Source organism: Xanthomonas translucens pv. undulosa, from assembly GCF_017301775.1.
GTDB lineage: Bacteria > Pseudomonadota > Gammaproteobacteria > Xanthomonadales > Xanthomonadaceae > Xanthomonas_A > Xanthomonas_A translucens.
Genome location: NZ_CP063993.1, coordinates 2,270,061 through 2,291,005, shown reverse-complemented (window position 1 = coordinate 2,291,005; position 20,945 = coordinate 2,270,061). Strand labels below are relative to the sequence as shown.

18 protein-coding genes and 1 pseudogene are annotated in these 20,945 nt (G+C 69.4%); 9 read left to right on the top strand and 10 right to left on the bottom strand.

Annotation, left to right across the window (positions count from 1 at the left end; translation table 11 throughout):
• Nucleotides 1–289 precede the first annotated feature (289 nt).
• The 7 genes and pseudogenes from ISN38_RS09710 to ISN38_RS09680 all read left to right on the top strand — a co-directional run bounded on the left by ISN38_RS09710 (nt 290) and on the right by ISN38_RS09680 (nt 10,306).
• On the top strand, nt 290–3,463 hold the full coding sequence (locus ISN38_RS09710) for a TonB-dependent receptor (protein ID WP_058361259.1): 3,174 nt from the start codon (nt 290–292) through the stop codon (nt 3,461–3,463).
• 141 nt (nt 3,464–3,604) lie between these two features.
• Nucleotides 3,605–4,366, top strand: a complete 762-nt coding sequence (locus tag ISN38_RS09705) for a SapC family protein (protein ID WP_004425505.1) — start codon at nt 3,605–3,607, stop codon at nt 4,364–4,366.
• Between the two features lie 23 nt (nt 4,367–4,389).
• The gene (locus tag ISN38_RS09700) at nt 4,390–5,391 is read left to right on the top strand and encodes a cupin-like domain-containing protein (protein WP_038236749.1); all 1,002 of its coding nucleotides are present in this window, start codon (nt 4,390–4,392) and stop codon (nt 5,389–5,391) included.
• 33 nt (nt 5,392–5,424) lie between these two features.
• Nucleotides 5,425–6,942, top strand: a complete 1,518-nt coding sequence (locus tag ISN38_RS09695) for a tryptophan halogenase family protein (protein ID WP_004425503.1) — start codon at nt 5,425–5,427, stop codon at nt 6,940–6,942.
• Between the two features lie 228 nt (nt 6,943–7,170).
• Nucleotides 7,171–8,421: a dipeptidase gene (locus ISN38_RS09690; RefSeq protein ID WP_004425502.1), complete on the top strand. Its 1,251-nt coding sequence runs from the start codon at nt 7,171–7,173 to the stop codon at nt 8,419–8,421.
• Nucleotides 8,422–8,594: 173 nt separating this feature from the next.
• Nucleotides 8,595–9,748: pseudogene (locus tag ISN38_RS09685) on the top strand (glycerate kinase).
• A 153-nt stretch (nt 9,749–9,901) separates the two neighbouring features.
• Complete coding sequence (locus ISN38_RS09680; protein ID WP_047324370.1) at nt 9,902–10,306, top strand: DUF2628 domain-containing protein; 405 nt, start codon at nt 9,902–9,904, stop codon at nt 10,304–10,306.
• A gap of 197 nt (nt 10,307–10,503) precedes the next feature.
• Here ISN38_RS09680 and ISN38_RS09675 read toward each other — a convergent pair whose 3' ends face one another.
• The 6 genes from ISN38_RS09675 to ISN38_RS09650 all read right to left on the bottom strand — a co-directional run bounded on the left by ISN38_RS09675 (nt 10,504) and on the right by ISN38_RS09650 (nt 15,770).
• Complete coding sequence (locus ISN38_RS09675) at nt 10,504–11,931, bottom strand: amino acid permease (RefSeq protein ID WP_058361261.1); 1,428 nt, start codon at nt 11,929–11,931, stop codon at nt 10,504–10,506.
• 126 nt (nt 11,932–12,057) lie between these two features.
• The gene (locus tag ISN38_RS09670) at nt 12,058–12,669 is read right to left on the bottom strand and encodes a response regulator transcription factor (RefSeq protein WP_038236746.1); all 612 of its coding nucleotides are present in this window, start codon (nt 12,667–12,669) and stop codon (nt 12,058–12,060) included.
• 8 nt (nt 12,670–12,677) lie between these two features.
• Nucleotides 12,678–13,751, bottom strand: a complete 1,074-nt coding sequence (locus ISN38_RS09665) for a sensor histidine kinase (protein ID WP_004425494.1) — start codon at nt 13,749–13,751, stop codon at nt 12,678–12,680.
• 43 nt (nt 13,752–13,794) lie between these two features.
• Entirely contained in the window at nt 13,795–14,523 is a 729-nt protein-coding gene (locus ISN38_RS09660; protein ID WP_004425493.1) for an MgtC/SapB family protein, read from the bottom strand.
• The gene (locus ISN38_RS09655; protein ID WP_004425491.1) at nt 14,523–14,951 is read right to left on the bottom strand and encodes a hypothetical protein; all 429 of its coding nucleotides are present in this window, start codon (nt 14,949–14,951) and stop codon (nt 14,523–14,525) included. Before ISN38_RS09655 ends, ISN38_RS09660 begins: the two co-directional genes overlap by 1 nt.
• Before the next feature lie 483 nt (nt 14,952–15,434).
• Nucleotides 15,435–15,770 carry a glutathione S-transferase family protein gene (locus ISN38_RS09650; protein WP_058358705.1) on the bottom strand — a complete coding sequence of 112 codons (336 nt, stop codon included), beginning with the start codon at nt 15,768–15,770 and terminating at the stop codon, nt 15,435–15,437.
• A gap of 73 nt (nt 15,771–15,843) precedes the next feature.
• Here ISN38_RS09650 and ISN38_RS09645 point away from each other — a divergent pair, with 73 nt between their 5' ends.
• Nucleotides 15,844–17,436 (top strand): DNA recombination protein RmuC, encoded by a 1,593-nt coding sequence (locus tag ISN38_RS09645; RefSeq protein ID WP_004425487.1) that lies wholly within the window; start codon nt 15,844–15,846, stop codon nt 17,434–17,436.
• 153 nt (nt 17,437–17,589) lie between these two features.
• Nucleotides 17,590–18,132, top strand: a complete 543-nt coding sequence (locus tag ISN38_RS09640) for a glutathione peroxidase (protein WP_004425486.1) — start codon at nt 17,590–17,592, stop codon at nt 18,130–18,132.
• Nucleotides 18,133–18,339: 207 nt separating this feature from the next.
• Here the strand turns inward: ISN38_RS09640 and ISN38_RS09635 are convergent, their stop codons facing one another.
• Genes ISN38_RS09635 through mlaD form a run of 4 tightly spaced genes read right to left on the bottom strand, consistent with a single transcriptional unit; the run spans nt 18,340 to nt 20,926 of the window.
• A complete protein-coding gene (locus tag ISN38_RS09635; protein ID WP_004425484.1) occupies nt 18,340–19,407 on the bottom strand; it encodes an MlaA family lipoprotein in 1,068 nt (355 codons plus the stop codon).
• A 4-nt stretch (nt 19,408–19,411) separates the two neighbouring features.
• Nucleotides 19,412–19,726 carry an STAS domain-containing protein gene (locus tag ISN38_RS09630; protein WP_047324375.1) on the bottom strand — a complete coding sequence of 105 codons (315 nt, stop codon included), beginning with the start codon at nt 19,724–19,726 and terminating at the stop codon, nt 19,412–19,414.
• Nucleotides 19,716–20,381 (bottom strand): MlaC/ttg2D family ABC transporter substrate-binding protein, encoded by a 666-nt coding sequence (locus ISN38_RS09625; protein ID WP_004425477.1) that lies wholly within the window; start codon nt 20,379–20,381, stop codon nt 19,716–19,718. The genes ISN38_RS09630 and ISN38_RS09625 overlap by 11 nt, the downstream gene beginning before the upstream one ends.
• On the bottom strand, nt 20,378–20,926 hold the full coding sequence (mlaD, locus tag ISN38_RS09620) for an outer membrane lipid asymmetry maintenance protein MlaD (RefSeq protein ID WP_004425475.1): 549 nt from the start codon (nt 20,924–20,926) through the stop codon (nt 20,378–20,380). The genes ISN38_RS09625 and mlaD overlap by 4 nt, the downstream gene beginning before the upstream one ends.
• Nucleotides 20,927–20,945: the final 19 nt, after the last annotated feature.

Sequence of the window (20,945 nt, the reverse complement as noted above, 5' to 3'; positions counted from 1 at the left end):
GCCTCACGCACCGCGGCGGCAGCGCCGCACGCATTTCGATTCGGGTTCGAGTATCGGCATTCGCTATAGCGGTCGGCTTGGTCAGCGTCCGGTTTGGAAACGGGCATGCGATGGTGCCCGGCGCCCTTCGGGGGAAGGCGCGATCCATCCATCGATCGAGACGTAGGGATCACATGCAGACATGCAGCGATGCATGTCACCCACCAGGGACCGCTTCGACGTCGGCATGCGCCGCGTCGCACGCCGCAGACGGCGTTGTCCGTCCGACTCCAGCACCGAGGACATTCTGATGCGTCAGCAGTTGAAGAAGTTCCGCTCCAAGGCCATGTTCACCTTCGTCGGTGGAGTGCTGGTGATCAATCCGGCGTTCGCCCAGCAGGTGCCGCCGACCCAGGCGCAAACCCAGGCCCAGACCCGCCAGCAGCAATCCTCCGCCGACGCCAAAACGCTGGACACGGTCAGCGTCACCGGCATCCGCAACAGCCTCAACCAGTCGATGGGGATCAAGCGCGACAATGCCGGCGTGGTCGATGCGATCAGCGCCGAGGACATCGGCAAGTTTCCCGACACCAACCTGGCCGAGTCGCTGCAGCGCATCACCGGCATCTCGATCGAGCGCCGCGACGGCGAAGGCGCGCAGGTCACCGCACGCGGCTTCGGCCCGCAGTTCAACGCGGTCACCCTCAACGGCCGGGTGATCCCCGGCGCCGATGCGTTCGGCGCGCCGGGCGCGGTGCCGATCGGCGGCGTCGACGGCGGCACTCGCGCGTTCAACTTCGCCCAGCTCGCCTCCGAGGCGATCACCGGCCTGGAGGTGTACAAGACCAGCCGCGCCAATGCGCCCAGCGGTGGCATCGGCGCCACCATCAACATCCTCACCGACCGCCCGTTCAACCACAAAGGCCTGGTCGCCAGCGCCGGCGCCAAGGCCGCGTACGACGACTCGCAGCCGTTCGACAACAAGCTCACGCCGGAAGTGTCCGGCATCTTCAGCTACACCAACCCGGACAAGACCTGGGGCATCGGCCTGAGCGGCAGCTACCAGAAGCGCCGCGGCGGGTCGGTGCAGGCGACCGAGAACGGCTGGAACATCCAGCGCTGGACCGGGACCGATCCGGCGCTGCGCCCGGACGCCAACGTGCAGAACGCGCCGGCGATCGGCCAGCTCTACGGCATGCCCAACGACCTGCGCTACGCTTTCGCCGACTTCGAACGCGAGCGGCTCAACGGCCAGGCGGTGGTGCAGTTCGCGCCCACCGACAGCCTGACCCTGACCCTGGACTATACCTACTCCAGCAACGAGATCCGCGAGGACCGCGGCGAGCAGGGCATCTGGCTGCAGCGCGCCAACAGCTTCACCGACCTGGTGTTCGACACCGGGCAGGCGGTGGCCACGCCGGTGTACCTGCGCGACGTGCCCAACGGCGCCAAGGACTTCGGCATGGAGCAGCAGCGCAACATGCAGAAGTACAAGCTTGGCTCGCTCGGCTTCAATGCCGACTGGCAGGCCACCGACCGCCTGCGCCTGACCTTCGACGCGCACAACTCCAAGACCCAGAGCCTGCCCAACGATCCGGTCACCGGCGGCAGCGCCACTTATTTCAGCTATGCCGGCACCAACAATTGCACCGGCGGCACCCAGTGCGGCGGCCAGTGGGCGCAGGAACTGTTCTTCAACAACAGCCTGCCGATCGGCGCGCGTACCTGGTACCCGACCGCGGCCGATTCGGTCGCCGGCACCAACGGCCTGCGCAACCAGAATTTCTCCCCGGCCGAAATCGGCTCGCAGGTGCTGCGCATCTATTACCAGAGCCAGGTGACGGAGGTGAAGGAAGGGCGCGTCGATGGCCAGTTCGACTTCGACAACGGCCGCTTCCAGTTCGGCGTGGACAGTGCCAAGACCACCATGCACCGGCGCATCAGCGACACCAATTCGCCGCTGGGCGACTGGAGCGTGGCCAATGCCGGCAACGAGCCGGGCATGATCGATCTGCTGCAGCCGGTCGGCATCACCGGCATGTTCAACGACTTCAACGCTTCCGGCGCCGCGCCGGGCGCCTGGCGCGGCAATGCCGACCAGCTGGCGCTGTGGGGCGGCAGTACCTACGGCGCGACCACGCGCTACAACCCGCAGTTCAGCTCCGACAACCAGGTTCAGGAGAAGACGCGCGCCGCCTACATGCAGCTGGAGTTCGACGGCGAGCTCGGCGGCATGACCACCAATACCCGCATCGGCGTGCGCTACGAGAAGACCGACGTGGTCTCCACCTCGCAGGTGTCGACCCCGACCGCGCTGGAGTGGCAGGCCAACAACGATTTCCTGTTGTTGCGCTCCGCCGAACTGCAACCGTTCAGCGAAAAGCACAGCTACAGCCATGTGCTGCCGAACCTGGATTTCAGCATCAACCTCACCGACACGCTGAAAGGCCGGGCCTCGTTCGGGCAGAGCATCGCGCGGGCGCCGTACACCAACCTGATCGCCGGACCGAATCCGGGCACGCCGACCGGCTCGATCCTGATCAACCCGTCCACGCGCGCGTCCGGCGCTGCGGAGAACCCGAGCCTGGATCCGCTGGAATCGAACAACCTGGACCTGGCGCTGGAGTGGTACTTCGCCGACGCCAGCTATGTCTCGCTGACGTTCTGGGACAAGCGTGTGTCCAACTTCATCGGCACCAGCGTCACCCGCGAAAACCTGTACGGGCTGACCGATCCCACCTCCGGACCGGACGCGCAGACGGCGCTGGCGTTCCTGCAGAGCGGGGCTTGCGCGGCGCAGGTCGGTGCCGCCGGCAACGACGTGGCGGGGGCATGCTCGGCCAACGACACCTCCCTGTTCTCGGCGATGGCGCTGCTGCGCAACGCCGCGGCCACCGGCGGGCTGGGCGCCTACAACGGCAGCTCGGCGCAGACCCTGGCGCTGGAAAACGCCTACGACCTGGTCGGCGCGGCGAACGATCCGCTGTACCAGTTCGACGTGTCGCGCCCGATCAACCAGAACAAGGCCAAGATTCACGGTTGGGAACTGGGCGGTCAGTACTTCCTGGGCGATACCGGCCTCGGCGTGTACGCCAACTACACCCTCGTCAAGGGCGACGTCGGCTTCGACAACACGGTGCTGGACCGCGACCAGTTCGCGCTGCTCGGTCTCAGCGACACCGCCAATGTCATGCTGATGTACGAGAAGTACGGCTGGAGCGCGCGCCTGGCCTGGAACTGGCGCGACCAATACCTGATCGCGGCCAACCAGAACGGGTCCAGCCGCAACCCGTACTACGTCGAGCCGTACCAGCAGCTGGACCTGAGCGTCAGCTACGCCATCACCGACAACCTGTCCGTAGGCTTCGAGGCGATCAACCTCACCAGCGAGGACGTGCGCTGGCACGGGCGCTCGGAGAAGCAGGTGATCAAGGTGATTGACCAGAGTCCGCGCTACACGCTGGGCGTGCGCTACAACTTCTGAGTCCGGCAGGCCACGCGCGGCGATGGCCCCGTGCGGCAACGGCGCCCGCGCCGCAGTGCGTCTTGCAGGCGCGGCGCTTTGCTGCAATGGTCGCGTGGCGCGGCGCCCATCCCGTTCCGCCACCGACCCGCTGGAGTCCAGATGGCCCGCTACGAATTGCTCAACAACGTCGCTCACCAGGACCTGCGGGTGATCCTGCGCTTCGGCCCGGCATTCGGCGACGCCACCGGCGTGGTGCCGGCGTTCCCGACCGAGTACGCCGAGTTGCAGCGCGAGTATCCGATCCTGCTGCGCAAGGACGCGGACGGCGGCTTCCAGTCGGTGGCGCTGCTGGGCTTCGAACAGCAGGAGAACCTGTTCCTGCAGGACGCGCGCTGGAATGCGGCGTACCTGCCGGGCATCGTCGCCAAGGGGCCGTTCCTGATCGGCTTCCAGGAACAGCACGAGGACGGCGTGCTGCGCCGCGAGCCGGTGATCCACGTCGATCTGGATCACCCGCGGGTCAGCTTCAGCGAAGGCGAGCGGGTGTTCCTGCCACAGGGCGGACACAGCCCGTATCTTGAGCACATCATCACCGTGTTGCGCGGCATCCGCGATGGCGTGGAAGGCGGCAATGCCATGTTCGCCGCGTTCGATGCGCTGGGCCTGATCCAGCCGCTGCGCATCGACGTGCAGCTCGGGCAGGCGCACAACGTGCATCTGGCCGGGCTGTACGCCATCGACCGCGAGCGGCTGGCGGCGCTGGATGCGCCGTCGCTGCACGGGCTGCACCACGCCGGTTATCTGGAAGGCGCCTACCTGCTGCTGGCCTCGCTGCATAACCTGCGCCGGCTGATGGCCGAGAAACAGCGCCGCCTGCAGCACGCCGGCGTGGACGCGGTCGCCTCCGGGCAGGCGGCCTGAGCGGCGTGGCGGCGCTGGCGCCGATGGCCGAGCGCAGCGATTGCCAGGCCGGCGCGTTGCCGCTGGCCGACCTGCTCGCCGCCGGCGAGCCGGTGGTATTGCGTGGCCTGGTGCGCGACTGGGCGCTGGTCCAGGCCGGCTCGCACGGCACCAGTGCGGCGATGGACCTGCTGCGCGGCCACAGCAACGGCCGCCCGCTGCAATACTCCTACGGCGCGCCGGAGATCGCCGGCCGTCCGTTCTACAACGACGATTTCACCGCGTTGAACTTCGAGGTGCGGCGCGGCGATCTGCATGGCCTGCTGGACGCCATCGCCGCGCACCTGGACGACCCGCGGCCGCCGGCCTACTACCTGGCCTCGCAGCCGGTGGACGACAGCCTGCCGGGGTTCCGCGACGGCAACGACGTGGACTTCGCCGCGCATGGCATTCCCGCGCGGCCCAGCATCTGGATCGGCAACCGCATCACCGCGTCCTGCCATTACGACGCGCCGAACAACCTGGCCTGCTGCGCGGTCGGCCGGCGCCGCTTCACCGTGTTCCCGCCAGAGCAGATCGGCAATCTTTACCCCGGTCCGCTGGACCCGACGCCGGGCGGGCAGGCGATCAGCGTGGTGGATTTCGCCGCGCCGGATGTCGCGCGCTACCCGCGCTTTGGCGATGCGCTGGCGCACGGCCGCAGCGCGTTGCTGGAACCCGGCGATGCGCTGTTCCTGCCCGGCCTGTGGTGGCACCACGTGCAAGGGCTGGAGCCGTTCAACGTGCTGGTCAACTACTGGTGGAGCAGCGCCCCGGCGTACCTGCCGGCGCCGATGCAGGCGCTGTACCACGCGCTGTGGGCGATCCGCGACCGGCCCGAGGCGGAGAAGGCGGCGTGGCGGGCCATCTTCGACTACTACGTGTTCGGCCCGGCCGAGCGCGCCGGCGCGCACCTGCCGGCGCCGGCGCGGCACCTGCTCGGACCGATCGACGACACGCAGGCGCGGCAGCTGCGCGCGATGCTGCTGGCCAAGCTCAACCGCTGACGCGCCATTCACGACTGCAGGAGAGACGACGCAATGGCCCAGATACGCAAGGTGGTGATCGCAGGCGGCGGCACGGCGGGCTGGATCGCCGCCTGCGCGCTGGCGCACCAGTTCCGCGACCTGCTGGACATCACCCTGATCGAATCCGAACAGATCGGCACGGTCGGCGTCGGCGAATCCACGGTACCGCCGATCCGCAGCTTCCACCGTTTCCTGCAGATCGACGAGCAGGAATTCCTGCGCGCCGTGGCCGGCACCTTCAAGCTCTCCATTTCTTTCGAGAACTGGCGCCGGCCCGGCGAGCGCTACATTCACCCGTTCGGCCTCACCGGGCAGAGCACGCTGGTCTGCGCGTTCCACCATTTCTGGCTGGAGGCGCAGCGGCGCGGGATGCTCTCCGAGCTGGGCGACTACTGCCTGGAAACGGTGGCTTCGCGCCTGGACCGCTTCGCGCTGCAGCAGTCGCCGCCCGTCAACTACGCCTACCATCTCGATGCCGGGCTGTACGCGCGGCTGCTGCGCGGCCACGCCGAGCGCCACGGCCTCAAGCGCGTGGAGGGCAAGATCCAGCAGGTCCGGCAGCACGCCGAGAGCGGCTGCGTCGAAGCGCTGCTGCTGGAAGACGGTACGCTGGTCGAAGGCGACCTGTTCATCGACTGCACCGGTTTCCGCGGCCTGCTGATCGAACAGACCCTGCACACCGGCTACGAGGATTGGAAGCAGTGGCTGCCGTGCGATCGCGCGGTGGCGGTGCAGACCGAAGCGGTGGCGGCGCCGGTGCCGTACACCCGCGCCATCGCCCACGCCGCCGGCTGGCGCTGGCATATTCCGCTGCAGCACCGCGTCGGCTGCGGGCTGGTGTTTTCCAGCGCGCACCTGTCCGACGACGAGGCACGCGCCAAGCTGCTGCACGACGCCGCCGCGCCGCCGATCAAGGAGCCGTGGCTGGTGCCGTTCCGCACCGGCCGCCGGCGCAAGGCCTGGAACAAGAACGTGGTCGCGCTGGGCCTGGCCAGCGGCTTCATCGAACCGCTGGAATCCACCAGCATCCACCTGACCATCGCCGCGGTGATGCGGCTGCTCACGCTGTTCCCGACCGACGGCATCGCGCCGTCGATGGTGGACCTCTACAACGAGGTCAGCTGCACCGAGATGGAGCACGTGCGCGATTTCATCATCCTGCACTACCACGCCAACCAGCGCGACGAACCGATGTGGCAGGCCTGCCGCGAGATGGCGCTGCCCGATTCGCTGCAGCAGCGGCTGCGCGCCTGGCACGAGCGCGCGCACGCCTGGCAAGGCGCCGACGAACTGTTCCGGGTGGATTCGTGGATCCACGTGCTGCTCGGCCAGGGCATCGTGCCGGCGCAGCACCACCCGCTGGCGCGCGCGCTGCCGGACCAGCAGCTGCAGCAGTTCCTCGACGCGATCCGCCAGCCCATCGACCGCGCGGTGGCGCAGATGCCGTCGCAGCAGGACTTCATCGCGTGCTATTGCAAGGCCGGGCGGGAGGTCTGGGCGGGGCGGGCTCCTGTTGCGGCGCCGGCATGACGCGCTCTGCGGTGGGGACCAGCCGTGCAGGCAGGAGCCGTGTTGCAGCGCCCGGCGCAGCAGGCACGCCGCATGCGTCTGGCTGACCGGCATCGCCCGCAGCAGCCCGGACCGATCGACGCGGACGGCGAGCGCTACCCCGGTGCGCGCAGCTACCCGTCGTGTCGGGTCGCGGCAGGCGCGGCATGGCTATGATCGAACCACCGCCCTCTTTGAGGATTGCTGCGCATGAATCTGCACGCCCTGGGTCTTTCCGTAGCGTTGGCGCTGGCCGTGGCGCTGCCGGCGCATGCTGTCGACCTCACGAAAGCGGAACTGGCGCGCGCCACCGCACTGCAGCAGCGCCTGCTGACGCTGGATTCGCATCTGGACACGCCGGCCAATTTCGCGCGCGGCGACTTCGACATGATGGCCGCGCATGCCGGCAATCGCCTGGCGCAGGTGGACTATCCGCGCATGCTCGCCGGCGCGCTGGACGGCGGTTTCTGGGCGATCTACACCGGCCAGGGCGAGCGCAGCGCGCAGGCGCATCTGGACGATCGCGATGCCGGGCTGCAGCGCCTGATGGCGATCCACGCGCTGCTCGCGGCCTATCCAACGCAGTTCGGCATGGCCACCACGCCGGCCGATGCGGTGCGGATCAAGGCCGCCGGCAAGCGCGTGGTGTACCTGAGCATGGAGAACGCTAGCCCGCTGGTCGCCGATCCCACGCTGCTGCGTTTCTACCACGCGCAAGGCTTGCGGCTGATGAGCACGGTGCATTTCCTCAACAACGAATTCGCCGATTCGGCCACCGACCCGAAGGGGCCGGAATGGCAGGGCTTGAGTCCCGCCGGCCGGGCGCTGGTGCAGCAGGCGCAGAAGCTTGGCATCGTCATCGACCAGTCGCATGCCTCTGATGCGGTCTTCGATCAGTTGATCGCGCTGTCGCCAGTACCGATCCTGCTCTCGCACAGCGGCGCGCGCGCAGTGCATGCGCATCCGCGCAACATCGACGATGCGCGGCTGAAGGTATTGGCCGCGCACGGCGGGGTGATCCAGATGAACTCCTACGGCGGTTACCTGATCGACACCGGCGCCAGTCCCGAGCGCAAGGCCGCCGAGCAGGCGCTGATCGACGGATACGGCGGCTGGGAGCATCTGTCACTGGCCGATGGGCCCAAGCTCGGCGACGCCATGAAGGCGCTGGATGCCAATCATCCGGTGCGCCAGGCGACGCTCGACGACTTCTTCGCGCACCTGCAACACGTGCTGGCGCTGATCGGCCCCGAGCACGTGGGCATCGGCATGGACTGGGACGGCGGCGGCGGCGTGGTCGGCATGGAGGACGTCGGCGCCCTGCCCAAGATCACCGCCTGGTTGCTGCGCAAGGGCTATAGCGAGCAGCAGATCGCCGCCATCTGGGGCGGCAACGTGTTGCGGGTGATGCAGCAGGCGCAGGACTGGGCCGCCACGCAGGCGCGTGCCGGTGCTTCCTGAGGGCATCGCCGGCGCGCGGTTCAGCGCGCCTATCGCGCCTGCTGATCAGATGGACAGCGCGGCGCGCTGCCTGACGCCGGGCGATGGCGAACAGACGCCAGCCAACGCGTCGAACGGCGCAGTGCTGCGCGCGCTGAGCCGACGCTGCGGCATCGGCTAGCATCGAGGCCGCCATGAAGATCGTCATCGCCCCGGATTCGTTCAAGGAAAGCCTGTCCGCGCTGGAGGCGGCCACGCAGATCGAGGCGGGCTTTCGCGACGTGTTCCCTGCGTGGAACTACCTCAAGGTGCCGGTTGCCGACGGCGGCGAGGGCACGGTCGCGGTGCTGGTCGCGGCCAGTGGCGGGCGCATCGTCGGCCGCACGGTGACCGGGCCGCTGGGTGCGCCGGTCGCGGCCTTCTTCGGCCTCACCGGCGGCGGCCGCACCGGCATCGTCGAGATGGCCGCGGCGAGCGGACTGGCGCTGCTGCCGCCGGCGCAGCGCGATCCACTCGCCGCCACCCCAGCTACGGCGTCGGCGAGCTGATCCTGGCCGCGCTGGATGCCGGCGCACGCCACCTCATCGTGGGCATCGGCGGCAGCGCCAGCAACGATGGCGGCGCCGGCATGGCGCAGGCGCTGGGCGTGCGCCTGTTCGATGCGCAAGGCCGTGCGCTGGACGTCGGCGTGGGCGGCGGCGCGCTGGCGGCGCTGGCGCGGATCGATGCCAGCGCGCTGGACCCGCGGCTACAGGAGTGCACGGTCGAGGTCGCCTGCGATGTCGACAATCCACTGACCGGGCCGACTGGCGCCTCTGCGGTGTTCGGGCCGCAGAAGGGCGCCACGCCGGCTCTGGTCGCCCGGCTCGACGCCACCCTGTGTCACTACGCCAAGGTCATCGAACGCGACCTCGGGATCGCGCTTGCCGGGTTGCGTGGCGGCGGCGCCGGCGGCGGTCTGGGTGCTGCGCTGGTCGCGTTTCTGGGCGCGCAATTGCGCCCAGGCGCGGACATCGTCGCCGAAGCGCTGGGGCTGGATGCGTTGGTGGCCGACGCCGACCTGGTGATCACCGGCGAGGGCCGCCTCGACGGCCAGAGCGTGCACGGCAAGACCCCGCTCGGCGTGGCCCGCATCGCCAGACGCCAAGGCAAGCCGGTGGTGGCGATCGGCGGCGGCCTGGGTGCCGGCGCCGAACTGCTGCACGCGCACGGCATCGACGCGATCTTCGGTGCGGTGCAACGCGCCTGCCTCCTGGAGCAGGCATTGGCCGAGGCAGCGGCGAACCTGCGGATGGCGGCCAGGAACGTGGCCGAGGCGATCAGGATCGGACGCAGCCTGCGGCGCTGAGCGGCTCCCAAGCCGCGCATGCCCGCCGCGTGCGAGCTGGCGTTCGGCCGCCGTGATGGGCGCACCACATTGGTGCCAAGCTGGGCCGCATATGGTGCATAGCGCGCCTGTTCAGCTACAATGTAACCGATTACAAAAAGGAATTGCCTCCCCATGAGTGCCCAGAACCTCCCCGAGCGCGCGCCGCTCAGCCCGAAGTGGCAGTTCCGCTTCGATTTCTTCGACCGCCACGGCGGGCCGGCCTCGCCCGACTTCAAGGCCGCGTTCAAGGCACTGCCGTCGTTCGGCGACCGCCTGAAGATCAACATGAACTTTTTCGCGTTCTTCTTCGGCTGGATCTATTTCTTCATCCTCGGCCTGTGGCGCAAGGCGATCGTGCTGATCGGCATCTCGCTGCTGATCGGCGTGCTGTCGTTCTTCCTGCCCAAGATGGTCGTCAACGGGCTGGGCGTGGGCTATTCGGTGCTGGTCGGCATGATCGCCAACTACGCCTACTACCTGGAAGTGAAGAAGGGCAGCACCAGTTGGAACCCGTTCGAAGGCATGCGCTGGTGGTAAGCGGGGTGTAACCGGGGACGCGGGGCTCGGGACGCGGGACTCGGAAAAGTGGCGCGGCGGCGGGTTGGCCTTCTGCTTTTCGCTCTTCCGGGTCCCCGGTCCCGGCTTCAAGCTCCCATGTCCAGCACGTCAACCGATGGCCGTCGAGGAAGCGCTCGGTCATCGCGCGGTTGTCGAGCGGGAACTGCGCAACCAGGTCACGGCCGCTGTTCCCCGCTCTGCAGCAGGCTGTGGCGGCGCCCGTAGAGCAGGTAGGCGACCACGCCGATCGCGTTCCACAGCGCGAACCACCGCTGCGTGGTGTATGGCAGGCTCCAGAACAGATACAGGCAGCCAATGATCGCCAGTGGCCCAACCACCCAGGCCAGCGGCGTGCGGAACTTGCGCACCCGATGCGGCTCGCGCACGCGCAGCACCAGCAGGCAGGCGGCCACCGCGATGAACGCGGCCAGGGTGCCGGCGTTGGCCAGTGCGGCGATCTCGTCCAGCCGCGCCACGCCGGCCAGCGCCGCCACCAGCAGCGCAGTGAACAGCGTGGTCGCCACCGGCGTGCCCGTGCGCGCGCTGACCTTGGACAGGCCGCGCGGCAGCAGCCCGTCGCGCGACATCACGAAGAAGATCCGGCTCTGCCCGTACAGGAACGCCAGCAGCACCGTCGGCAGTGCGATCACCGCGGCCGCGGCGATCACCGTCGCCGCCTTGCCATGGCCGAGTTCGCGCAGGATCAGCGCCAGCGGTTCGGCGCTCTGACCGAACACGGTGTAGCGCATCGCGCCGACCGCGGACAGCGCCACCAGCACGTAGATCAGCGTGCAGCCGACCATCGAGCCGAGGATGCCGATCGCCAGGTCGCGCTCGGGCTTCTTGGTTTCCTCGGCCGCGGTGGAAATCGCGTCGAAGCCGTAGAAGGCGAAGAAGATGATCGCCGCGGCGGCCATCACCCCGCGTTCGACGCCGTCAGCGCCCATCGACTTGGCGAAGCCGAACGGCATGAACGGCTCCATCCGCGCGCTGTCGAAATGCGGCAGCGCGATCACCACGAACACCGTCAGGGCGACGATCTTCAGCGCCACCAGCACCGCATTGACCGTGGCGCTGGCCTGGGTGCCGAGCATCAGCATGCCGGCGACGACGAAGGTGATCAGCACCGCCGGCAGGTTGACGAAGCCGCCCGGCACATGCGGCCCGGCGGTCAGCCACAGCGGCAGGTCCACGCCCAGGCCTTTGAGGAAGCCGACCGCATAGCCGGACCAGCCCACCGCCACCGTGCTGACCACCAGCGAGTACTCCAGGATCAGGCTCCAGCCCACCACCCAGGCGATGCTCTCGCCGAGCGCGATGTAGCTGTAGGTGTAGGCGCTGCCGGCGGCCGGCATCAGCGTGGCCATCTCCGCGTAGGCCAGCGCGGCGCAGGCGCAGATCGCCCCGGCCACCGCGAACGACAGCAGCACCGCCGGGCCGGCCTTGTCGGCGCCGACCCCGATCAGGGTGTAGATGCCGGTGCCGACGATCGCGCCGATGCCCAGCGCCACCAGGTGCGGCCAGCTTAGTGTGGGCAGCAGCCGGCGCCCGGCTTCGTGGACGGTGACCAGATCGAGCGACTTGCGCCGGAACAGGAACGACATGCGGGCCTCGGAGAGCGACAGGACACGCCCGCGAGTGTGGCCCAATGCGGTGCAGCAAAGCTATGCCTGGCCAGCCCGAGCCGCCGGGCGCGCCGCCGCGGCAGCGGGCGCGGCGCACCGCGGCGGCTACAGCCCGATCCGCTCGGCCAGCCGTACCAGTTCGGCGAGCGAGCCGGCCTGCATCTTGCGCATCGCCTGGCCGCGCCGCACCTTCACCGTGATCTCGCTGAGCTGCAGTCGCGCGGCGACCTGCTTGTTGAGCAGGCCCTGCACCACCAGCCGGGTCACCGCCTGCTCGCCCGGGGTCAGTGTCGCCCAGCGCCCGCGCAGCTCGGCCAGCACGGCCTCGCGCTGGCGGCGTTCGCGGTCGCGGGCGATGCCGTGCTGGATCGCGTCGAGCAGGTCCTGGTCGCGGAACGGCTTGGTCAGGAATTCGATCGCGCCGTTCTTCATCGCTTCCACGCTCATCGCGATATCGCCGTGGCCGGTGATGAAGATCGTCGGCAGGTGCAGCCCGGCCTCCAGCAGCTGCCGGTGGAATTCCATGCCGCTCTGCCCGGGCATGCGGATGTCCAGCACCATGCAGCTGGGCGCGTCGGCCAGCGCGTGTTGCAGGAAGGCGCTGCTGGAGCCGAAGGCATGCACCTGCAGGTCCACCGAGGCGAACAGGTCTTCCAGCGCGGCGCGGATCGAGGGATCGTCGTCGATCAGATACACCACCGGGCGCTGTTCGGACAGCGGCAAATTCATTGGCGTGTTCCCGGCGTTGCGATCGGCAGGCACACGCCGAACACCGCGCCGCACGGGCTGCGCGGCGCGGCCCAGATGCGCCCGCCGCTGGCCTCGACGATGCTGCGGCTGATGCTCAGGCCGATGCCGATGCCATCGGGCTTGGTGGTCCAGAACGCATCGAACAGGTGCGCCTGCGCTTCGGCCGACAGGCCCACGCCGCCATCTTCGACGGTCAGCCGCAGCGAACGCGCATCCTCCGGTTCGGTGCCGATGCGGATCGTGCGCGCAGCGGCCGGCGTCTGCGCCATCGCCTCCATCGCATTCAACACCAGGTTGACCAGCACCTGCTGGGTCTGCACCCGGTCGGCCAACACCGGCGGCAGTGCCGGCGCCAGCTCCACCCGCAGCGCGATGGCGTTGCGCTCCAGTTCGCTGCGCGACAGGGCCAGCACCTCCAGCACGGCGGCATTGAGATCGAACGCGCTCTTGCGCGGCGTCTCGCCCTTGCTGAGGCTGCGGATCCGCGCGATTACCTCGCTGGCGCGGTTGGCGTCGTCGAGGATCCGCTGTAGCGCCGCCTGCGCCCGCTCCAGGTTCGGCGGCCGCTGGCCGAGCCAGCGCTGGCAGGCGTTGCCGCTGGTGACGATGGCGGCCAGCGGCTGGTTGACCTCATGCGCGATCGAGGCGGTCAGGCCGCCCAGGCTGCGCGCGCGCGCCAGCCGCAGCAGCTGCGCCTGCGCCGCATGCGCGGCGGCCTTGGCGTGTTCCATCTGCACCGCGATGGAGGTGGTCACGCCCACCACCACGATGCTGATGACCGAGTTGATCACCCCCACCCGGTACGCGCCGGCCGAGCTGAGCTGGAAACTGAGCACGATCAGCGCGATGCAGGCGCCGGCCAGCAGCAGCATGCCGGCGCGGGTGAGCAGCCGCACCGCGAACAGGATCACCACCGTGTAGAACAATGCCGCGGCCACCCCGTAGTCGGTCAGCGTATCGGCGGCGAAGATCGCGCCCAGCGCCAGCAGCAGCGCCGCCAGCGCGAGCAGGCGGCGATGCGGCGAGGGCGAAGTGAAGCAGCGGGTCATCGGCGTCATGGCGGTGGGCGAGTGCGGTCGCAGGGCCGAGCGATCAGCCTTCGGCCCCGGCGTTCCAGAACGCCTGTTGTACACCGGGTTCGCCTTCCAGGTGCTGGATCACCGTATCCAGCTCTTCGGCGCGCACCGCGGTCGCGTACAGCGTCGCGGCGATCTCCACGTCGTGCTGGCCGAACGGATGCTGATCCACTTCGCGCGCCGGGTAGTGGGCGGCTTCCAGCAGCTCGATCAGCCGCTCGCGCACCTCGCCGTGCACCCCGCGCGCGCAGATCACGTAGAACACGTAGGTCGCCTCGATCGAGGATTCCTCCAGCGGCCGGCGGTTGATCCGGTTCACCACCGGGCGCAGCAAGGTGTTGCTGAGCAGCACGAACACCGCCGCCAGCACCGCCTCGGCGACCAGCCCGGCGCCGGCGCAGGCGCCGACCGCGCCCGAGCCCCACAGCGTGGCCGCGGTGTTCAGGCCGGTGACGTTGGCGCCTTCCTTCATGATCGCGCCGGCACCGAGGAAGCCGATGCCGGAGACCACGTAGGCCACCACCTGCACCGCGCCCTGGGTGCCGCCATGGATCTCGAACAGGCGGTCGCCGAGCGAGACGAAGATGGCCGCGCCGACCGCGACCAGGGTATTGGTGCGCAGGCCGGCGGTACGCTGCCGCACCTGCCGCTCGAAGCCGATGAGCGCGCCCAGCGCGAAGGCGGTGGACAGGCTCACCAGGGTGTCGAGCAACGAGGCGAGATTGAACAGGCGCAGCGCTTCCATCAGCGCGTGGACCGGTGGCGGAGCGGATGGGTCATCGCAATGCCTGCGGAGATGTCGGGCGACAGGGACCGCACATGATGCGGCAGATGCGTGGCAAACGCGCGTCGCAGCGCCGCCGCCGAAGCCGACCACCAGCCCCGCGTCCGCTGCCGCCAGCCCGGCAGCAGCGTCACGGCGGGAACGGGCTGGCGCAGGCGCCGCCGCGCCGGCCGCGACAGACGCACCAGCACGCGAATGCGGTCCTCGCTTGGCAGCAGCGACAGCGCATCGGCCAGCACGCGCCCGGGGAAGCGGGACAGGACTTTGGCGAACGCGCGCACGCCATGGGTGGCGAGCAGCTGGCACAGGATATCGGCGCGGCGCATGGCCACCGCCGCGCGCAGGGCGCGGTGCAGGGCGCGTTGGAAACGGGACGTGTACAGCAGCATGAGAACCTCCTTCCGGCACGCCACCGGAAAGCGCGTCTCAGCCCGGTGGGCAGGCAGACGTCTCCGGGAACGGACCGGGCAAGCGTGAAAAGGACAGCGCAGGCGGGAGCGTGGCGATGGCGCCACGCGGATGCGGGTCGGGGTCCATGGCGATCTCCGGATGAGGGCGGAACATGCGCGGCCGTGCCGCAGGCGACGGCCGCAGGCCTTGCGGGCGTGGACGCGGCGGCCGAGGCGGCCGAGGCGGCGGTGCGACAAGCCGCGACGTGCCGCTGCCGGCAGGGGCAGCGGGTTGCACGCAACGCGGTCTTGCCGCGCTGGCCGGCTGCAGCTTGGCGACGGCGCAAAGCTTGGCATACGGGGATCACCCAGGCCAGCACGCACAGGGCGCTTTTTGATGGCCATGCGCATCGCCCGGATATACCAAGGTATCTTCGCTGCCGGCGGTGCTTGCGCGACGGCAACCGCGCAAGCGCGCAACGATTACGGGATGCCGTTGCGCCCGTGCTGCAGAAAGCCGGGGCGTGCCGACAACCGTTCGTAGTACGCCGCCACTGCCGGCAACGGCGGCCGCACCATCGGCGTGGCCATCCAGCGCTGGGTGGACAGGCCGAGCACGATATCGGCCAGGGTGCAATCCGCGCCCGCCGCGTAGGCGCCGGCGCCGGTGCGTTGCAGCTGCGCGTCGAGAATGCCCATGTGCCGGTGCCAGCCGGCCACGCTCTGCGCCAGCGCATCGCGATGCGCGGGGCTGTCGCCGACCAGCGCCATGAACGCGTAACGCCAGGCGTTGTTGAGCTCGGTGGCCTGCCAGTCCATCCACTGCTCGACCTGCGCCCGCGCCTGCGGCGCGTGGCGCAGCGCCTGAGACGCGGCCGGCTACACTGGCGGCATGCAAACCGATTCCCATTTCCTTATCCTGGCCGGCCTGCTGTGCGCCGTACTCGTGCTGCTGCTGGCGGTGCTGCTGCGCCGGAGCGACCACACGGCGCTGGAACAGGTGCTGCGCGAAGAACAGCGCAGCGGCCGTGGCGAACTGCGCGAGCAGCTCGACAGCCTGGCGCGGCAGCAGGACGCGCGCAGCGAAGGCTTCGCCCGCCATCTGTCCGATCTGTCCACCCGCACCGACCAGCGCCTGGACCTGCTGCGCGAAACCCTGAGCGAAGACGCGCGGCGCGGCCGGGCCGAGGCCGGCGCGGCGCAGCAGCGCGTGGTCGAGCTGCTCAACCAGCGCCTGGTCGAAATGCGCAGCCAGCTCGACGCGTTCGGCCAGCAGCAGGACGCGCGCATGCTGCAGTTCGGCCAGCAGCAGAGCGAGCTGATCGCGCGCATCGACGCGCACCTGACCGCGCTGCGCGAGACCCTGGTCGAAGACGCGCGCAAGAGCCGCGTGGAAGGCGCCGAGTCGCAGCAACGCTTCGCCGACACGCTCGGCCAGCGCCTCAACGAACTGATCCAGCGCAACGAGCAGCGCATCGGCGAGATGCGCAGCACCCTGGAAGAGCGCCTGAAGGAACTGCAGGCCGACAACGCGGCCAAGCTCGAGCAGATGCGCGGCACCGTCGACGAGAAGTTGCAGACCACGCTCAACACGCGCCTGGACGCCTCGTTCAAGCTGGTCTCCGAGCGGCTCGAGCAGGTCCAGCGCGGGCTCGGCGAGATGCAGCAGCTGGCCACCGGCGTCGGCGATCTCAAGCGCGTGCTGAGCAACGTCAAGAACCGCGGCGGCTGGGGCGAAGTGCAGCTGGAGAACATCCTCGAGCAGACCCTGACCCAGGAGCAGTACGCGCGCGGCGTGCGGGTGCGCCCGGAGCGCAACGAGGCGGTCGATTTCGCGGTGCGCCTGCCCGGCCGCGGCCACGAGGACACGCCGGTGTGGCTGCCGATCGATTCCAAGTTCCCGCGCGAGGACTACGAGCGGCTGCTCGACGCGCAGGAGCAAGGCGATCCGGAACAGGTGCTGCTGCTGGGCGCGCAACTGGAACGCGCGATCCGTGTGCAGGCCAAGTCGATCAGCGACAAGTACATCGCACCGCCGCACACCACCGATTTCGCGGTGATGTTCCTGCCCACCGAAGGCCTGTACGCCGAAACCCTGCGACGGCCCGGCCTGGCCGACCTGCTGCAGCGCGAGCACCGCATCGTCATCGCCGGTCCCACCACCGTCACTGCGCTGCTCAACAGCCTGCAGATGGGCTTCCGTACGCTGGCCATCGAGAAGCGCTCCAGCGAGGTGTGGGGTGTGCTGGCGGCGGTCAAGAGCGAGTTCGGCAAGTTCGCCGGCATCCTGGAAAAGGCCGAAAAGCAGATCAGCACCGTCGGCAAGAGCCTGGGCGATGCCAGCCGCAAGACCCGCACCATCGAGCGCCGCCTGCGCGGGGTGGAGACGCTGGCCGATGCGCAGTTCACGCCGTCGCTGGATCTCGAACTGCCTGTGGCCGATGCCGATGCGGATGAGGATGCCGCGCGCGACGAGCAGGAATGAACTGCGTCGCGCCCGGCCTTTCATTTCCCTGCGGCGGACGCGCGTCGATTCCGCGCAACGCGCCCTGACCAAGTGGCGACCGCGCGCGGCGTGCGATAGCCGCTGCGGCGCCATGCGCCTATGCTTGCGATCCTCTTGTTGCAGGAACCGCACATGCACCAGTCGATCTATGACATCCCGCTGACCGCCATCGACGGCCAGCCTGCGGCGCTGGCCGAGCATCGCGGCAAGGTGCTGCTGATCGTCAACGTCGCCTCCAAGTGCGGCCTGACCAAGCAGTACGAAGGACTGGAAGCGCTATACCGCGAACAGCGCGGCGACGGGCTGGAAGTGCTCGGCTTCCCGGCCAACGACTTCAAGGGCCAGGAGCCGGGCAGCGAGGCGGAGATCCAGCAGTTCTGCCAACTCACCTACGACGTGACCTTCCCGATGTTCGCCAAGATCGCGGTCACCGGCGAGGCGACGCATCCGCTGTACCGCGCGCTGATCGAGGCGCAGCCGCACACCGAGGGCGATGGCCCGATGCGCGAGAAGCTGGCCGGCTACGGCATCGAGCCCAATCCGGCGCCCGGCGTGCTGTGGAATTTCGAGAAGTTCCTGGTCGGCCGCGACGGCCAGGTGCTGGGCCGCTTCGCCCCGGACGTGACCGCCGAGGATCTGCGCCTGCGCACGGCGATCGCGGCGGCGCTGGGGTAAACGCCGCGCGGCGATCGATGCCACGAGGCAATGCCTGGCTATCCAGATGCGTTGTGTGGGCTTCTGGGTAGCTTGGCCATCGGGGCAAGCCGGGCGGCAATTCCCGCTCATATTGCGCTGCTTCCACAGGGGGAATGGCAGCAAAAGATTCAGACAAAAAACCCGGCCGAAGCCGGGTTTTTGCGTCCCGCCGAAAGCGCGCCTGACTCAGCGGCTGCCGCCGCGCCACTCCGGGATCGGCATCGCGTCCACCGGCACGGTCGGATTGGTTTCTTCCTCGCGCAGATAGTCGGGCAGGTCGTTGTCCTGGCGCTTGTTGTGGCTGCGCAGGTCGCCTTCGATCTGGTAAGTGCGGCGCTGCATCCACGCGTCGCGGGTCAGCTGGTACTCGTCCGGCGCGTTGTCGCGCATGCTGTCCAGCGACAGCAGCCGCGCGCGTGTATCCACCAATTGCAGGCCCTGCAGGCCGATGCGCACGGTGTCTTCGTCGATCTGCCGCAGCGGCGACAGCGGTGCGTCGCCGGCCAGGCCGAACACGTCGCGCACCGTGCGCGGCCCGAACAGCGGCAGCTCCACGTAGCGCGAACGGCGCCAGCCCCAGGCGCCCAGGGTCTGGCCGAAGTCCTCGCTGCGCCGCGGCAGCTTGGCGTCGCTGGCCGGGTCGAAGAGGCCGCCGATGCCCAGCGTACTGTTCATCACGAACCGGCCCAGGGTCTGCCCGGCCTGCAACGGCCGGCCCTGCAGCAGCTGGTTGACCATGGTCAGCGGCGAGCTGAGGTTGTCGAAGAAGTTGGTCACCCCCAGCCGTACCGGCCGCGGCAGCACGTTGACGTAGGCGCGCGCCAGCGGCCGCGCCACGGTGCGGTCGACCACGTTGTTGAACGTGTGCACCTTGCGGTTGTACTTCTCCCACGGATCGTAGCTCTGCGGCACGGTGATGCCGGCCGGCAGGGTCGGATCGGCGACCGGGTTGTACGGGTCGCTGGCGTACAGCGCGGCGTAGTCGTCTTCGGCCGCGGTGGCCGCGCCACCGGTCGGCGGCACGCTCGCCGGTGCCGCCATCGCGTCGCCGGCGAGCGGGGCATCGGCCTGCGCCGCCTGGGCGTCGGTGGCCGGTGCCATGGCAGCACCGGTGGCGCTATCGGCAACCGCCGTGTCGGCGGGTGTCGCCTGCACCGCGGTCGCGGCTGGCGGCGTGGAGCGCTTGGGGGCGCCGGCGCAGGCGCCCAGCGCGGCGGCCAGGGCCAGGGAAGTGAGGATACGCAGCACGTTCATGGGGTCAGCTCGCCGCCGGGGGAGATTGGAAATCCAGGGTCGGCGCCAGCCGGTAGGCGGCGCTCAAGTCGGTCAGGCCGGCCGGGGCGCCATGCAGGGCGACCTCGGCCTGGCCCTGCGCACGCAGGCGTGCGGCCAGTTCGGCGAGCAGCGCCAGGCCGGCGCTGTCCACCCGCGACACCTCGCGCAGATCCAGCGCCCGCGCGCCGGCCAGCAGCGGCAGCGCCGCCGGCCACAGCGCGGTGGCCGCGGCGCGGTCGAGCACGCCGCTCAGCGCGAGCGTGTCGCCGTCGCGGCGCAGGCGTGGCTCACTTGCCACTGGTGCTCGCCGGTGCCACCTGCATCGCGCCGTTGCGCAGATCGGCCGCCACCTGCGGGATCGACTTGGTGCGCAGCGGCGTGTCGAACTGGTTGCGGAAGGTCTGCACGTAGGACACGCCTTCCACCATCACGTCGAAGATCTTCCAGCTGCCGCCGTTGTTGCGCAGCAGGTAGTCGACCGGGATCGGGTCGCCGCCGCTGCGCAGCAGTTCGGTCGAGACCTTGGCGCCGCGGCCGCCCGGCAGCGGGGTTTCCGACTTCACCCGCACCTTCGGCTTGCCTTCGAAGGTCAGCAGGGAGGTGCCGTAGCGCTGCATCAGGTTGTCGGCCATCGCGTCGGCGAACAGCTTGACGTCGGCATCGGAGGCGCCGCGGCCGTGCACGCCGAGCACCAGGCGCGCGGCGTAGTCGCGGTCGAAGGACGTGTTCATCTCGCTGTCGATGAACTGCTTGAGCGCGGCATTGTTGTTCTTGAACTCGGCGCGGCGCTGTTCCAGCGTGGTCAGGATGCGGGTGCTGTTGTCGAGCACGACCTGGCTGGCCGAACGCTGCTGGGTGGCTGCGGCTGCGGGCGCGGTCTGGGCCAGCGCGATGGCGGGTGCGGCGACGGCCAGGGCGGCGGCGAGCGCGGCGGGAAGCAGTGTGTTGGTCATGGCTTGGGTTCCGTTTCCGTAGAGGGAGTGGCGGTGTTCGCGGAGGATGCGGCAGCGGGCGTCGCGCCGGCGTTACCGCCGCTGCCGCTGCCGCCGCCGAACATGTATTTGCCGACCAGCTGGATCAGGTCCACTGCCGGCTGGGTGAAGGCGATCTCCTGGCCGGGCTTGAGCGTGTCCGGGTCGCCGCCGGGCTGCAGGCCGACGTAGCTCTCGCCGAGCAGGCCGCTGGTCAGGATGCCGGCCGAGGTGTCTGCCGGCAGGTCCTTGTAGCGGTCGTCGATGGCCAGGGTCACCACCGAGTCGAACTTGGCCGGATCCAGCTCGATCTTGGCCACCTGGCCGATGATCACCCCGCCGATCTTCACCGGCGCCTGCTGGCGCAGCTGGCCGATCTGCGAGAAGCGGGCGGTCAGTTCGTAGCGGCCGCCGCCGAAGCCCCACTGACGATTGGTGGAAGCGAGCGCCAGCACCAGCAGCGAGGCCAGGCCCAGCAGCAGGAAGGCGCCGACGGCGAACTCGAGACGGGGACCACGGATAGCCATAACGTGTCTACCTTGTTGA